Annotated in this window: 11 protein-coding genes; 5 read left to right on the top strand and 6 right to left on the bottom strand. The window is 55.7% G+C overall.

Translation table 11 applies throughout. The annotated features are described in order from the left end of the window. The first annotated feature begins 53 nt into the window (after positions 1-53). Both HD598_RS02440 and HD598_RS02435 read left to right on the top strand, forming a co-directional pair. Positions 54-2,612: a DEAD/DEAH box helicase gene (locus HD598_RS02440; protein ID WP_183663563.1), complete on the top strand. Its 2,559-nt coding sequence runs from the start codon at positions 54-56 to the stop codon at positions 2,610-2,612. A gap of 162 nt (positions 2,613-2,774) precedes the next feature. Then, positions 2,775-4,226, top strand: a complete 1,452-nt coding sequence (locus HD598_RS02435; RefSeq protein ID WP_311538923.1) for an alpha/beta fold hydrolase — start codon at positions 2,775-2,777, stop codon at positions 4,224-4,226. Here HD598_RS02435 and HD598_RS02430 read toward each other — a convergent pair. The 3 genes from HD598_RS02430 to uvrB form a co-directional block, all read right to left on the bottom strand. After that, positions 4,223-5,539, bottom strand: a complete 1,317-nt coding sequence (locus HD598_RS02430) for an MFS transporter (RefSeq protein ID WP_311538922.1) — start codon at positions 5,537-5,539, stop codon at positions 4,223-4,225. The two genes, HD598_RS02435 and HD598_RS02430, sit on opposite strands and share 4 nt — an antisense overlap. Positions 5,540-5,697: 158 nt before the next feature. Beyond that, the gene (locus HD598_RS02425) at positions 5,698-6,726 is read right to left on the bottom strand and encodes a TerC family protein (protein WP_183663561.1); all 1,029 of its coding nucleotides are present in this window, start codon (positions 6,724-6,726) and stop codon (positions 5,698-5,700) included. 314 nt (positions 6,727-7,040) lie between these two features. Then, positions 7,041-9,122, bottom strand: coding sequence for an excinuclease ABC subunit UvrB (uvrB, locus tag HD598_RS02420; protein ID WP_183663559.1), 2,082 nt, complete (start codon positions 9,120-9,122; stop codon positions 7,041-7,043). A 552-nt stretch (positions 9,123-9,674) separates the two neighbouring features. Here uvrB and HD598_RS02415 point away from each other — a divergent pair. Then, a complete protein-coding gene (locus HD598_RS02415) occupies positions 9,675-10,985 on the top strand; it encodes an HNH endonuclease signature motif containing protein (RefSeq protein WP_183663557.1) in 1,311 nt (436 codons plus the stop codon). 45 nt (positions 10,986-11,030) lie between these two features. On the opposite strand, the gene HD598_RS02410 is transcribed toward HD598_RS02415, so the two are convergent. Both HD598_RS02410 and coaE read right to left on the bottom strand, forming a co-directional pair. Further along, on the bottom strand, positions 11,031-11,192 hold the full coding sequence (locus HD598_RS02410; RefSeq protein ID WP_183663555.1) for a hypothetical protein: 162 nt from the start codon (positions 11,190-11,192) through the stop codon (positions 11,031-11,033). A 179-nt stretch (positions 11,193-11,371) separates the two neighbouring features. Beyond that, positions 11,372-12,025: a dephospho-CoA kinase gene (gene coaE / locus HD598_RS02405; protein WP_311538921.1), complete on the bottom strand. Its 654-nt coding sequence runs from the start codon at positions 12,023-12,025 to the stop codon at positions 11,372-11,374. A gap of 17 nt (positions 12,026-12,042) precedes the next feature. On the opposite strand from coaE, the gene HD598_RS02400 reads away from it, so the two are divergent. Both HD598_RS02400 and HD598_RS02395 read left to right on the top strand, forming a co-directional pair. Continuing rightward, a complete protein-coding gene (locus tag HD598_RS02400; RefSeq protein WP_183663553.1) occupies positions 12,043-12,735 on the top strand; it encodes an IMPACT family protein in 693 nt (230 codons plus the stop codon). Between the two features lie 5 nt (positions 12,736-12,740). Beyond that, positions 12,741-14,000 carry a class I SAM-dependent methyltransferase gene (locus tag HD598_RS02395; protein ID WP_183663551.1) on the top strand — a complete coding sequence of 420 codons (1,260 nt, stop codon included), beginning with the start codon at positions 12,741-12,743 and terminating at the stop codon, positions 13,998-14,000. Here the strand turns inward: HD598_RS02395 and HD598_RS02390 are convergent. Next, positions 13,997-14,467 carry a DinB family protein gene (locus HD598_RS02390; RefSeq protein ID WP_183666503.1) on the bottom strand — a complete coding sequence of 157 codons (471 nt, stop codon included), beginning with the start codon at positions 14,465-14,467 and terminating at the stop codon, positions 13,997-13,999. The two genes, HD598_RS02395 and HD598_RS02390, sit on opposite strands and share 4 nt — an antisense overlap. Positions 14,468-14,613 lie beyond the last annotated feature (146 nt).

Genomic DNA, 14,613 nt, shown 5'->3' with positions numbered 1-14,613 from the left:
ATCCCAGTGGGCTCCTCATGAATACGTGGGAATCAGAATAGGCTGGAGGCATCATGAATCTTGCCGAAATGGTGCCCAGCGCACCGTCTAACGAAGTTTTGCCTGACGCTACCTATGAGAAGTTCCTCGAGTGGGTGTCTTCTCGCGGGCTCACGCTCTACCCGGCCCAAGACGAAGCGATCATGGAGATCGTCGAAGGCAACAACGTCATCCTTGCGACGCCAACGGGTTCCGGCAAGTCGATGGTGGCCATTGGGGCGCACTTCCATGCGCTCTCTCGCGGCGAGCGCAGTTATTACACCGCGCCTATCAAGGCGCTTGTTTCTGAGAAGTTTTTTGATCTGTGCAAGATCTTCGGTGCTGAGAACGTAGGAATGGTCACGGGCGACTCTTCCGTGAATCAAGATGCTCCCATCATTTGCTGTACGGCTGAGATTCTGGCGAACACTGCCCTTCGCGAAGGTTCGCGCGCTGATCTTGGCGTAGTAGTGATGGACGAGTTCCACTTCTACTCAGACCCACAGCGCGGATGGGCCTGGCAAGTTCCGTTGCTTGAACTCCCCCAAGCGCAATTGCTTCTAATGTCTGCAACCCTCGGCGACACGAGCTTCTTCGAAGAAGAACTGACGTCTCGCACTCACCGCCGCACGGTCACCATTGCGCACGCGGAACGCCCTATTCCCTTGCACTTCTATTACTCGGAAGATCCCATTCACGAGGCTATTCAGGAATTGCTGGAGACCCGCCAGACTCCCATCTATGTGGTGCACTTCAGCCAATTGGCCGCTATCGATCGCGCGAGCGACCTCATGAGCATCAACGTGTGCTCTCGTGAAGAAAAAGACCGCATTGCAGAAATGATCGCAGGCTTCCGTTTTGGTGCCGGCTTTGGAAAGACGTTGAACCGGCTCGTACGCCACGGCATTGGCGTTCACCACGCAGGCATGCTGCCCAAGTACCGACGCTTGGTGGAGCAGCTTGCGCAAGCGGGCCTTCTGAAGGTTATTTGCGGTACGGACACTCTTGGCGTTGGTATCAACGTTCCCATTCGTACCGTGATGCTCACGGCGTTGACGAAATACGACGGCGTACGTCAGCGATTGTTGAACGCTCGGGAATTTCATCAGATTGCAGGCCGAGCTGGCCGAGCAGGTTTTGATACTGCCGGAACCGTTGTGGTCCAAGCTCCTGAGCACGACATCGAGAACAAGCGTGCAATGGAAAAGGCGGTTGCGAAGTTCGGCGATGATCAGCGCAAGTTACGCCAAGTCAACAAGAAGAAAGCACCCGAAGGATTCCTCACCTGGAGTCGGAAGTCCTTTGACAAGCTCGTCACTTCCGTTCCGGAGAAGCTGACGTCCTCCTTTACGGTCTCTCACTCGATGCTCCTGAATCTCCTAGAGCGCGAGGACGACTCCTTTGCCGCAGCGCGCACTCTCTTGACGGAGAACCACGAGCCGCCTGCGAAGAAGAAGCAATTGATCCTGCGCGCACTGGGCATTTTGCGCGAGCTCTTGGCAACCGGTGTGGTGGAACGCCTCGAAACTCCGGACAAGTACGGAAACCGTTTGGCGCTGACCGTGCACTTACAAGCGAACTTCGCCTTGAACCAGCCGCTATCTCCTTTCGCGCTGGCTGTTCTGGAAGTTTTGGATCCCGAAGCGCCGTCCTACGCGTTGGACGTGGTCTCAGTAATTGAGGCAACGCTGGAGAATCCGCGCCAAATCCTGAGTGCTCACGAGAAGAAGGCACGTGGAGTCGCCATTGAAGCAATGAAGGCCGAGGGCTTGGATTACAACGCCCGCATGGAGGCTCTCGAGGATGTCACTTATCCGAAGCCTCTCGAGGAGCTACTCGATCAATCGTTCGAGACGTACCGCAAGGGTGCGCCATGGCTTTCCGACTTTGAGCTTGCTCCTAAGTCCATTGTTCGCGACATCTACGAACGCGCCATGAGCTTCGCAGAATACGTGAACTTGTACGGCATCGCACGGTCCGAGGGTGTCCTACTGCGATATCTCACGGATGCTTTCAAAGCTCTCCGCCAGACCGTTCCGCGCGATGCGTTGCGAGAGGATCTGGAAGATCTCATTGACTGGCTCGGCGAAGTTGTCCGTCAGACGGACTCCTCACTTCTTGACGAGTGGGAGCAACTCAGCGGCGATACCGTCGATGCGAACGACCTAACGGATCCATCAGAGATCTTGCCACCTGCTCCCCCGAAGGTCACCGCCAACGAACGCGCGTTCCGGGTGATGGTCCGCAATGAGATGTTCCGTCGCGTCCAGCTCTTCGCCGACGAAAAGGCTGAACTCTTAGGTGAGCTGGATGCATCCGCCGGATTCGATACCGAATTTTGGAACGATCTTCTGGACGAATACTTCGACGAGCACGATGACATCGACGACGGCCCCGCCGCCCGTGGACCAAATCTGCTCATCATCGATGCGTCCGAGGCCGCGAGTAAGCGCCAATGGAAAGTTCGACAAATATTTGCGGATCCTGCGGGGAACCACGACTGGGGTATCGAAGCCACCGTTGACTTGGACGCGTCCGACGAAGCCGGACAGGCAATCGTCACGTTGACCAGCGCAGGTCGTCTCGACGGATAACGTACGCGGTACTTATAGCACGGTACCGAAAGCGCGGTACTAACAGCGCAGCTACCGGAAGCAAACGGATGTGAGCGAAAGGTTTAGCTTTCACGGTGAAACTAAACCCTTCGGTGTCCATTTACGGACTTCTGTGTCCACTTCTTAGGGAAAGGTCATAACGTGAGCCAAGAACAGTCGGCGATTACGAGCAATGCAGCCGGAATCAACCGTGCGCTAACCGTCGGGGCTTCATCGGGTTCACGGAGTCACGTTGCCGAAGCACCCATTGTTCTTCGCGGTATGACGGCTACCAGCCACCGATTTCACGTTCCTCTGGTCCACTCCGACGCGAGCTCTCCGAGCATCGAAATTTTTGCACGCGAAATCAATTCGCTCGAGGACACTGACGGCTACGACATTGACGGCGAAGTCAGCCAGGGGGATGACAACCAAGCGGAGGACAACCGGGCGACCGACCAAGCCTCCACTACGCGTACCAAGCCGTGGCTGCTGTATTTGCAGGGCGGCCCCGGCTTTGGCGCCCCACGGCTCTCTTCACTGTCTGGCTGGCTCAAGGAAGCAACTAGAACGTTTCGAGTTCTCCTGTTAGACCAACGCGGAACCGGATTGAGCACTCCGATCAATCATCAAGTTCTCGCCGGAATGGCTCCCGATGAACAGGCCGATTACCTGACTCACTTCAGAGCAGATTCGATCGTCCGCGATGCCGAGCTCATCCGTTCAACTTTGGGGTTGAAGTCGTGGTCTATTTTCGGCCAAAGCTTCGGCGGGTTTTGCGCGCTCTCATATCTCTCCACTTTCCCGGAATCTCTTGACCGTGCCATCATCACCGGTGGTCTGGCGCCTCTTCATGGCTCGGCGGATCGCGTGTATCGCGCAACCTACGCGCGCATGCGCGCCAGGAACGTCGAGTACTTCGCCAAATACCCAGCAGACCGGGAAATTCTTAATCAGGTGCTTGAATGCGTTCGCCGCGGAGATCAGATCTTCAGCGACGGTCGAAATGTTTCGGTGGGTGCAGTGCAGATGCTTGGAATGTTCCTAGGCGGGAATACACGCATTGATCAGTTGCACTTCCACCTCGAGGGAGCCCTACTCACCACTGCCGAAGGAACACAACTGAGCGATTCCTTCAAAGAAACCCTCCGACAGCAAGCATCCTTCGCATCCGCTCCGCTCTATGCCGTAATGCACGAAAGCATCTACGCCCAAGGAGAAGCCACTCAATGGGCTGCGAACAGAGTGCTTGCCGAAAATCCAGACTTCGATCCGTTCTCACCAGAACCACTGCTCACCGGCGAAATGATCTTTCCGTGGCACTTCACCGAAGACCCTGCACTTCGGCCGCTCAAAGAGGCAGCGGAAAGGATTGCCAACAAGGCGGATTGGCCTCAGCTTTATGACGTTGAACGGCTGAAGACCAACCAGGTCCCTGTCGCCGCAGCGGTCTACTCACACGATGTGTACGTGGATCGAGACCTGAGCCTGGAAACGGCACAGAGCGTTCAGGGACTGCGGGGCTGGGAAACCAGCAAATTTCATCACGATGGAATCTCTGATGACGGCGCCGCTATCTTTGCCCGGTTATTAGGGATGACTCGGGTCGACTAAGTGGCCCGCGATCGGTTGGAAAGTATCCATACGGCGACGGCTCCTGCTATTGCCAAGCCGATCCAGGCGAGCCCCTCAAAGCCCCACGTAGCCAAGACAAGTCCGGCTAGTCCGGAACCTGCGGCCCCTGCGACGCCCATCAGCGTATCGCTCATACCCTGAACAGGCACCCGGGATTCCTCTGTCACTGATTCGCTCACGTAGGCAGAGCCCGAAACGGTTGCGATGGACCACGCCAGCCCCAAGAGGACCAACGATACCGTGACGGCAAGCTGGCTGTTTTTCCCCAGAATGACGCACAACGCGCTCGCCGCAAAAACAGCCTGCGCCAAAACCATTGATCGTTGCCGACCCCAACGATCAGCGAGCATGCCGAAGAGCGGGGACAAAGCGAACATTCCGGCGATATGCAATGAGATGATGAAACCGATAACAACAAGGGTGTCCATGGCAGCCGGCGCTAAAGCCGACCCACCGGAATGTTGCGCCGACAGGTGCTGCACGTGAACAGGTGTCATGGACATGATGCCGACCATCGTCAAGTGAGCAAACACGACTACGCCGACGCCAAGCCGCGCTTGAGGCAAAGCTCTGAGAGCCGAAACTCCTTCGACGAGAGAAGAGCGTCTCGGAAGAACCTCCGTCGAGGAAACACCGTCAGTCTGCTCTTGTTTCAGCCGCTGCGCGAACTTCAGTGGATCTGGCCTGAGTCCAAGGTTCAAGACGAGAATGGCGGCAATCATGCCCACCAAAGAAATCACGAAGGGGCCGCTCATGTCGGGAAGACCCAAGAAGCGTCCAATGGCGGCGCCTGGCGCAATGAGGTTCGGCCCAGCCACGGCACCTATCGTGATTGCCCAGACCACCAGCCCCAAGTCCCGACCGCGATGTTGTGGAGCGGCAAGGTCCGTTGCCGCAAATCGAGCCTGAAGGTTGGCCGCGTTTCCCACTCCCAGAAGGAACGCCGAGACTAGAAGTAGCGGGAAACTTTGCGTCGGCGGGACGAACATCATCCCCAGAGCCCCGAGTGCCGCAAGGAAGTAGCCGGTGGTGAGCGCGCGCCGTCGTCCTCTCTGTAGCGCAAGTGAGGCCAACGGCAGTGCCGACAAAGCGCCGGCGACACTGATCGCTAGCGTCGCCGCTCCGGCAAATGCCTCCGATCCAGAAATCTGAACCGCCAGGAGCGATCCCACCGCCAAGCTGGCGCCGTTACCAATCCCGCTCAGCAACTGCGAAGCGGACAGCGAGCGAATGACTCGCTTCTGCAATTGATCTTGCGAGATTTCCGGAGGAAGACCGCTCAAAGTGTTCACTCCCAGAGTCTATTCAGTCCGGCATTCAGCGCCGACCGCGACTCATCGTAAACACAGAAAGGTCGGCACCTTGCCATAAGGCTCAGTGCCGACCTTTCGAGTGGCTAGCGACGAACTAAGAGAACGTCGCTACCGTCCAGAAGAACTAGTTGTCAGAACTAGTTCTCATCAGAGAGCGCGCGCTTCGAGTCTTCCTTGAGGCGCTCGTCCACCTTGACGTTCTTGCTTGCGATCAAGCTAGCGACGATCGCGATCACCAGAATGCCCACGATGATGCCGAGGGACAAGAACGTTGGGATCTCGGGAGCCCATTCAATGCCATGGCCACCATTGATGAATGGCAACTCGTTCTCATGCATAGCGTGGAAGATGAGTTTCACACCAATAAACGCGAGGATCGCAGACAAAGCGTGCTTGAGGTACACGAGGCGCTCCATGAGTCCGCCCAAGAGGAAGTACAACTGGCGCAACCCCATGAGCGCGAAAATGTTCGCCGTGAACACAATGAACGGGCTCTGGGTGAGTCCGAAGATAGCTGGAATCGAGTCGAAAGCGAACATCAAGTCGGTGATACCGATGGTGATGAACACCAGAACCATCGGGGTGAACAAGCGCTTTCCGTTGACGGTGGTGCGCAACTTGTTGCCGTCGAAGTTCTCCGAGACTGGCAGACGCTTGGTGAGACGAGCAACGAAGCCAGGCTCCGCGCCTTCCTCTTCTTCTTCACCGGAATCTGTAGCTTGCTTCCACGCGGTCCAGAGCAAGAAAGCGCCGAACAAGTAGAAGATCCAGCTCATGTGCTCGAGAGCAACAGCGCCGATAGCAATGAAGATACCGCGAAGAATCAACGCAATAATGATGCCGAACATCAGCACTTCTTGCTGGTACTTACGAGGTACCGAGAAGCGAGCCATGATGATGATGAAGACAAACAGGTTGTCAACAGAGAGTGAATACTCGGTCACCCAACCTGCAAGGAACTCCGCACCGTAATCTGGGCCGGCTTGCCAAAACATCAATCCCGCAAAAATAAGTGCGAGAGTGACATAGAAACCAACCCACAGGCCGGCTTCCTTCATAGAAGGTTCGTGTGGTCGCTTAACCACGTATAGAAGATCAAATAGAAGCACGAGGCCGAGCACCACAAACGTGATGATCTGGAATTGTGCTGTGAGCTGGTCTGTCAAAGACTGGCCTTTCACTTTTGGCCGCGCGACAGGAAGAGCGCGGGTACGAATGATGATCGCAAGTCTCTCCGCCGCAAGAATGCGGCTACTGCGCCCGGCTCCGCTCGGCAGTGAAGACTAACCGGCTCGGCGTGCTGACGTTCGCAGTATTGGGATACTCCCCTACGCTGTTGAAAATCATACACACCCACCCGCTCATTGCGGGACTTAGCTAACTAACGTTCACGCACGTTGCGCTCGTTTCCGCAGGGTGAGCGCGGTGGTGAGCTGCGTCGTCGTCCTTCAATATTTAGTACGACGACGCAACTCACCTTCTACGCGTGTCCCGCCTTCTGCATTTGGCGCAGTTCCTTCTTCAGATCCGCAATTTCGTCGCGCAAGCGGGCCGCGAGCTCGAACTGAAGCTCTTCCGCAGCGCCATGCATCTGCTGCGACATCTGCTCAATCAAATCCACCAGATCCTCAGCCGGTGCCGCAGCCAAGCCGTCCTTACGGATACCCTCCGCGGCCTTACTTGCCGACTTTGAACCCTTGTTCTTCGCGAGCAGCTCTTGAGTGTCCGCATCCTCGCGCGCCAACTGATCCGTGATATCGGCGATCTTCTTGCGCAACGGCTGCGGGTCAATACCGTGCTCTTTGTTGTGCGCAACCTGGATTTCACGACGACGGTTCGTTTCCTCAATCGCTTTCGCCATCGAGTCCGTAATCCGGTCCGCATACATGTGCACTTCGCCCGAAACGTTACGCGCCGCACGACCGATGGTCTGGATAAGACTCGTTGCAGATCGAAGGAAGCCTTCCTTGTCAGCGTCAAGGATTGCCACCAAGCTGACTTCGGGAAGGTCCAAGCCCTCGCGAAGCAAGTTGATGCCTACGAGGACATCAAACGTTCCGAGGCGCAGCTCCCGCAAGAGCTCCACGCGTCGGAGCGTGTCCACATCCGAGTGCAGGTATTGGACCTTGACACCATTTTCCGTGAGGTAGTCCGTGAGATCTTCCGCCATGCGCTTGGTCAACGTGGTCACCAAGACACGTTCGTTCTTGTCCGTACGCGTGCGAATCTCGTCCAGCAGATCATCAATCTGGCCCTTCGTGGGCTTCACAACGATCTCCGGATCAACCAAGCCAGTCGGGCGGATGATCTGCTGCACCACACCGTCAGCCTTGCCAAGCTCATACTTTCCAGGCGTGGCGCTCAAGTAGACCGTCTGTCCGATGCGCTCGAGGAACTCATCCCACTTGAGCGGACGGTTGTCCATAGCGCTCGGGAGTCGGAAGCCGTGCTCCACCAAGGTGCGCTTGCGGGACATGTCACCCTCATACATGGCGCCGATCTGCGGAACCGTTACGTGGGACTCATCGATAACAAGTACAAAGTCATCGGGGAAATAATCGAGTAGACAGTGCGGCGCGCTACCCTGCGGACGACCATCAATGTGACGTGAATAGTTCTCGATACCGTTGCAGAAACCCATCTGCTGCATCATCTCGAGATCATAAGTGGTGCGCATTCTGAGGCGCTGAGCCTCCACCAGCTTGTTCTGGCTCTCGAACTCCTTGAGCCTCTGTTGGAGCTCATCCTCGATACTGGTGATCGCCCGGTTCATACGGTCCGCTCCAGCGACATAGTGCGATGCCGGGAACACGTACATTTCCTGCTCTTCACGAATGATCTCGCCAGTGAGCGGATGAAGCGTGTAGATGTTCTCGATCTCATCGCCGAAGAACTCAATCCTGATGGCTTGCTCTTCGTACATCGGGATGATCTCCACAGTGTCTCCACGGACCCGGAAGGTGCCGCGGTGGAAGTCCATGTCGTTGCGCGAATATTGCATCTGTACGAACTGCCGCAGCATGTCATCACGGTTCAGCTCGGCGCCCTTGGTCAGAGTGACCATTCCGCGGATGTACTCCTCCGGAGTACCGAGACCGTAGATGCAAGAGACCGTCGCGACAACCACCACATCCCGGCGCGTGAGAAGCGCATTCGTTGCCGAGTGACGCAAGCGCTCAACTTCTTCGTTGATGCTTGAATCCTTCTCAATGAACGTGTCCGTCTGGGGAACGTACGCTTCTGGCTGGTAGTAGTCGTAGTAGCTCACGAAGTACTCCACCGCGTTATTCGGCAGGAGTTCTCGGAACTCATTAGCCAGCTGCGCCGCGAGGGTCTTGTTCTGGACCATCACAAGCGTTGGGCGTTGAATCTGCTCGATGAGCCACGCCGTCGTTGCGCTCTTACCGGTACCGGTGGCGCCCAAAAGGACGACGTCTTTCTCGCCGTTGTTGACGCGCTCTGCAAGTTCCTTGATGGCTTGTGGCTGATCGCCGGCCGGCTGGTACTCGCTGATGACCTCAAAGGGTGCAACTACACGATTGATCTGTTGGGCAAGACTCATGTGTAAAAGGCTACGCCTCCGTGCCTGTGTAGATCCCCCACTGGTGACTGTTTTCGCTAACAGAGGTGGAAGTTGTCCACATTCTTGTGCTGTTGCTTTCGGAGTGGCTGCTGGACGAGTCAGGCTGGGTACATGGAATCACGAGAGGAATTCTCTGCGGAAGAAATGGGCCAGGCTGAGAGGGAGCCTGGTCCCGAAGTTGCGTCTGGAGTTGCATCTAAGGTCGCATCTGGAGGTGCGCCTAACGTTGTTTCTGGAAAGGCCGCTAGCCGTGCGCTCTCTTCTACTGCGACGACTGAGGGTGACGTTGCGGACAAGGACGCGATGAGCGCAGAAATCTTCGAGCAGCTGTTCGACTCTCTTCATCAGGCTGAGGTGGCGCGCCGCCAAGCTGATGCCGAAATTTTCCGTGTCACATCTGAGATCGTTGAACTAAGCGCTCGTGACTCCTCGCAACTCAACGAACGAGGAACCCTCAACTTCGAGAGACTCGCCATTCCGCCACGCCCCGGCATGATTACGTCCGTGCGCGCTGGCGTGGGACCGGGACAAATGGCCGAGCTTGCAGTCACCTATCATTTGGCTCAAGAGCTAGATATTTCAGAGTACGAGGCGGCGGCCTTGATGCGCAGGGCGCATTCAGCAGTTCACGTGTTTCCCATGCTTCAGCAAAAGATTTCTGCTGGTGAGGTACCGCGCCGGGCCGTTGAGCACGCGATCGACGAGATTGAAAAGATCACTCCGCCGCCTGTTGATACGCCTCTTCCCGATGAGCAGGGCAACTACCACCCTGACGAACTCACGCGATTTGAGAACGACGTCAAGGCAGCGCAAGAACAGGTCGAGGCGATGAAAAATCAGCTTGCGTCCTTCCTTGAGAGTCGCCTCACCGGAAAGACCGCCTGGCAAGTCAAGAAGTTGGCTGAGAACTGGCGAAAAAGACACCATCTCAAGAGTCCAGCGGCTGCTCATAAAGTTGCCCGAGAGAACCGCTTCATCTCAATTCAGTCCGGCGACGACGGAATGTCATATGTGAACGCCTACATACCAACCGTTGCGGCTGAAGCACTCCAGCGCCGACTTGACAAAGCAGTAGAACAAGCCCGGCTCAAGGATCCCAAGGATCCGCGATCTACCGATGAAACGCGTACCGATGCCTTCCTAAATCTCATTCTGCCGAGTCCTGCAATCCGTAAAGAGCAGGAAATTCAAGAAGCTCAAGGTCGCGAACCGGAATGGATTACCGATGAATCATGGCTCGAGAGCATTTCTGCAACAATTGCCGTTCTGATCCCGTCAAGTGTATTGACCGGGGTCCAGGGAGCGCCCGCAACGTCCAATCTCCTGCCGGAAAGCCATGAGAATCCGGCCGCCGCTCTCGCTCCGGAGAACCGTTGGGCTGAAGGTGAGAGGTTCGGAACGATCGATCCGGACTCTGCGAGGGAACTGGCACGACGGGCAACGGTATGGCGCCGACTCATCGAAGATCCGCTCAATGGATCGGTGAACGGAATTGATACATATCAACCGAGTCGCGAACAACGAGACGCGTTACTGTGGCGGGATCGATTTTGCAGGGTTCCCGGTTGCCAGCGACCCGGGCGATCCTGCGATGCCGACCATTTGCACGAAGCCCAAGATGGCGGGAAAACAACCTTGGAGAACCTAGCTCTGCTCTGCAGAAAGCACCATCGCCTCAAATCACTGGGTCACCTGCGCATCCGCTCTGGAAAAAACGGTGAGCTGACCATCACGGACAGGTTTGGGCTCAGTGTGAAGAGTCGCCCATGGGAAAGTTTGGACGATTCGCCGACAAGAACATTTCGCCGACGCTCCTATCGGTCACTCAATGATGCTGCTTAGCAAGCGTCACTTCTGGAATGTTGCCTCGGTAATGCTCATTGAGCTCTACCAACGCGTGCCCTTTTTCTTCCCATTAGGGTTCAACAGTGGACCCTCCGAGAGCCGTTCCATGGTGGCTCCGGAGAGGCTCTGAACAAACGTGAGCGCTGCAGCAACCGCAAAAATTACTCCCAGACCGGCCAAGATGCCGCTGAGGATTACCGTCATCGAATATGGGCTCTGTCCCGAGACAAATTCCGCTCTGCCACCTAGCAGCAGCCAGAAGACTAGTGCAATCGCCCAGCAAACGGTCATTGCGACGACGAAGCGGCGAACCCACTTCATACGTTGCAATTTGTAAGGCCCTGGAGCTGTACCCCGCCCCGGAATAATTGGCTGTTGTTGACTCATCTATCTTCACTCCTTTGGACACCAGCAGGTGACTCATTAGCTACGTGCTCGTTCCAAAAACGATCTACGGAATCTTTTAGGTCTTCTAGAGAACCTGAATTGTCGAGAATGACATCGGCGATCTTCGCCCGCTCACTGTCTGACGCCTGCGCACTTATTCGAGCAAGCGCGTCCTCCCTCGACATTCCGCGGTCCTCTGTCATGCGCCGGATCCGTTCCTCGATCGGCGCTTCAACCACTACGACGATGTCAAAGCTCTTTTCCTGACCCGTCTCTACCAACAATGGGATGTCTTGAACGATGACAGATCCGGCTGGAGCAGCCGAGATCAAGCGTGCCGATTCTTCGCGGACCCTAGGATGCACAATCGCATTCAGTTGTTCCCGTTTCTGCTCATCTGAGAAGACTATTGCACCCAGAACTGGCCTATTTAGGGTTCCTTCTGGCGTGAGAACCTCAGGACCGAAACTTGAGACAATGTCCTTAAGCGCCGGCGTTCCCTTGGCAACAACGTCACGAGAAATCTGATCTGCGTCGATCAATATGGCGCCAAGTTTCTGAAAGCGACGCGCTGCCGCAGATTTTCCAGAGGCTATGCCGCCGGTGAGGCCAATCATCAACCGTTTCTTAGTCTGCGATTCGGTATTCACTCAATAGACTTTAGAGCATGTCCTCTTCCACCTCCGTCGCCTCGCAGCATGTGTATTGGGTGCCGAAGGAAAGCACAGAGACTATCCACGAAATAGACATCAAACGATCCCGTTTCATTGCTTACGCCAACCGAGTTGAGAGCGTAGATGAATCCCGCGAATTATTAGGCCGAATTCGCCGTGCACACTTTGATGCCAGGCATCATTGCAGCGCCCTCAGTATTGGTTCGAAGCGGGAAATTCAACGAAGTTCTGATGATGGAGAGCCTTCGGGAACCGCCGGGGTGCCGATGTTAGACGCGATTACCCAGCGAGCCATGCCTGATGGAAATAACACTCTCAGTGACGTGTTCGTCGTAGTGGTGAGGTACTTCGGAGGAACGTTACTAGGAGCGGGTGGACTGGTCCGGGCGTATTCCGAGGCCGTATCACGTGTACTGGACGAAATGCCCCTGAATAAACGGGCACTTGTGCAGAAGTTCTCGGTGTTGACCACGGCAGCCGATGCAGGTCGACTGAACTTTGGCCTAAGAAATCACGGAATTGAAGTACTTGATACCAGCTACGGCGCCGATAGCGTTCGAATAGAAGTCGGAGTATTCCACGAACCGGAGGCTATCTCCCGGCTACATGAGGTCGTTGCGAGTATTTCTTCGGGAAGCGCACAAGTGGACGCAAGAGAATCTACGTGGATTGATCTGGGAAGGTAACCGCAGTGACTGATGGCGGACAAGATATGTACAACCTAGATCTTCTGGGCCAAGACGTTTCGCAGGGAGAAATCACCAGGGACTTCGATTTCAGTGCTCTGAGTCGGTGGCCGGAACCTGAGGCCGACAATCTGCAAGGCTCTGATGCCACCGATGAACTGCTTCTCGACACAGCCGATATCCTCTCTGCGCTGACGCGCAGCAACGGGCAAGACGAACTTAGAATCGTCACGCTCAATGACGGCTTTGGAGCACTATCCTTGCCACTCCAACAGTTCGCCCGAGGAAACTCGCTCAACTGGACCATCACAGCCTGGAACGATTCCCTTTCACGCGAACAGGCAATCAGCAACAACGCGACTCAACTTGGCCTTCCTTCCCCTGTTGCCACACAGCTGAAGCTACAGGAGGTGGTGAGCGGCGCCGTCGTCATCCTCATTCAGGCACCTCGTTCTCTGAGCGAGCTACGGCAATTAATCGAAGCCACCGCTCTAGCCGCAAGCGCAGACGTGTTGGTGCTCGTTGGAGGGCGGCAAAAATACCTCACGCTGTCGATCAATGACGTGCTAGGCGAGTATTTCAATGAGGTACGAGCGGGACGCGCTCGTAGCAAGTCAAGAGTCATCGCAGCAACAGGCAAACGACCACTTCCGGAAAACTATGTCTCAGCCTTTCCAGTACGGTCAGAACCCAAGACACTAGCGGGTATCCCACTGAAATTGGCCGCCTACGGCGCAACCTTTGGTGGGACGAACATTGATCCTGGCACGAGGTTCTTCCTAGAGACCCTAAAGCTCACCTTTGGCGATTCCGCGGAATTTCCTGACTCCATTGTCGATCTTGGCTGTGGAAATGGAACCATTTCAAGCTTCTTCCCGCTTCAATTCCCAAAATTCTCAGGACGCATGCTTGCCACCGACTCATCGCGCGACGCCGTGGCTGCGACTCAAGAAACAGCAATCCTCAATAACGAGGCGGACCGTGTAGTCGCCGTCCGGGACGACGCCATGAGCACGTTTCCGGATAAGTCTGAAGAGCTAATACTGCTCAATCCGCCGTTTCATGTGGGGAACACCGTCGACCCCAACATCGCACTCAAACTCTTCAGAGCCTCCGCGCGCGTATTAAAGAACAATGGTGAACTTTGGTGTGTGTGGAATTCACACTTGAACTACAAGCATGACTTGAACAGGATCGTCGGGCCAACCACTGAGATCGCAAAGAACAGGAAGTTCACGGTCACACGATCACTCAAACGTGCCTAGTCCCCTGTCTGTCCGTCAAGTCTCTCGCGCAGAAGATCCGCGTGCCCAGCGTGTCTGGCGTACTCCTCGATCATATGAACGAGAATCCATCGGAACGTCATATCCTCTTCCCCGGCACTAGGCCGCGCAACCCGGGCAGATAACGTGTCAATCCTGGATTGAATACTCCGTGACGCATCAACTGCCCTATCAAACAGCGCAAATACTTCATGTTGAGAATCGTCTATCGCCGAATTCCAGTCCCAGTCAGGATCCTGTTGCCACGGCGCCAAGTCCCAAGGATGGCACGGTTCATTGCCCGCGAGACGGTGTCCAAACCAATAGTCCTCCACGAAAGCCAAATGCTTGATCATTCCGATGAGGTTCATACTGCTAGGAGGGCATGTCGTCCTAACCTCTGCGTCCGAGAGCCCTTCGGCCTTGCGCCGAATCACAGCCCGGTAATAATCCAGAAAACTGAAGAGCATCGCGCGTTCATCCGACGACACTGACGGTTCTGGCGGCAAGACCGACCGCACCGGTGCAACTTCAGCTCCGTCCAAAGCTCGTTCATCCACGGCCCACAGATCTCCTCACTTGGTCACACATTTCAATGACACACCTCGCTGACACT

The organism is Neomicrococcus aestuarii (genome assembly GCF_014201135.1).
Lineage (GTDB): Bacteria > Actinomycetota > Actinomycetes > Actinomycetales > Micrococcaceae > Neomicrococcus > Neomicrococcus aestuarii.
This window is presented reverse-complemented; position numbering and strand designations above follow the sequence as displayed.

What these genes read in the sequence shown, in the direction of transcription:
- HD598_RS02440 (WP_183663563.1), top strand. Translation starts at nt 54, where the DNA reads ATGAATCTTGCCGAAATGGTGCCCAGCGCACCGTCTAACGAAGTTTTG.
- uvrB (WP_183663559.1), bottom strand. Translation starts at nt 9,122, where the DNA reads ATGAGTCTTGCCCAACAGATCAATCGTGTAGTTGCACCCTTTGAGGTC.
- HD598_RS02415 (WP_183663557.1), top strand. Translation starts at nt 9,675, where the DNA reads ATGGCCGAGCTTGCAGTCACCTATCATTTGGCTCAAGAGCTAGATATT.
- HD598_RS02410 (WP_183663555.1), bottom strand. Translation starts at nt 11,192, where the DNA reads ATGACGGTAATCCTCAGCGGCATCTTGGCCGGTCTGGGAGTAATTTTT.
- HD598_RS02400 (WP_183663553.1), top strand. Translation starts at nt 12,043, where the DNA reads ATGTCCTCTTCCACCTCCGTCGCCTCGCAGCATGTGTATTGGGTGCCG.
- HD598_RS02390 (WP_183666503.1), bottom strand. Translation starts at nt 14,467, where the DNA reads ATGCTCTTCAGTTTTCTGGATTATTACCGGGCTGTGATTCGGCGCAAG.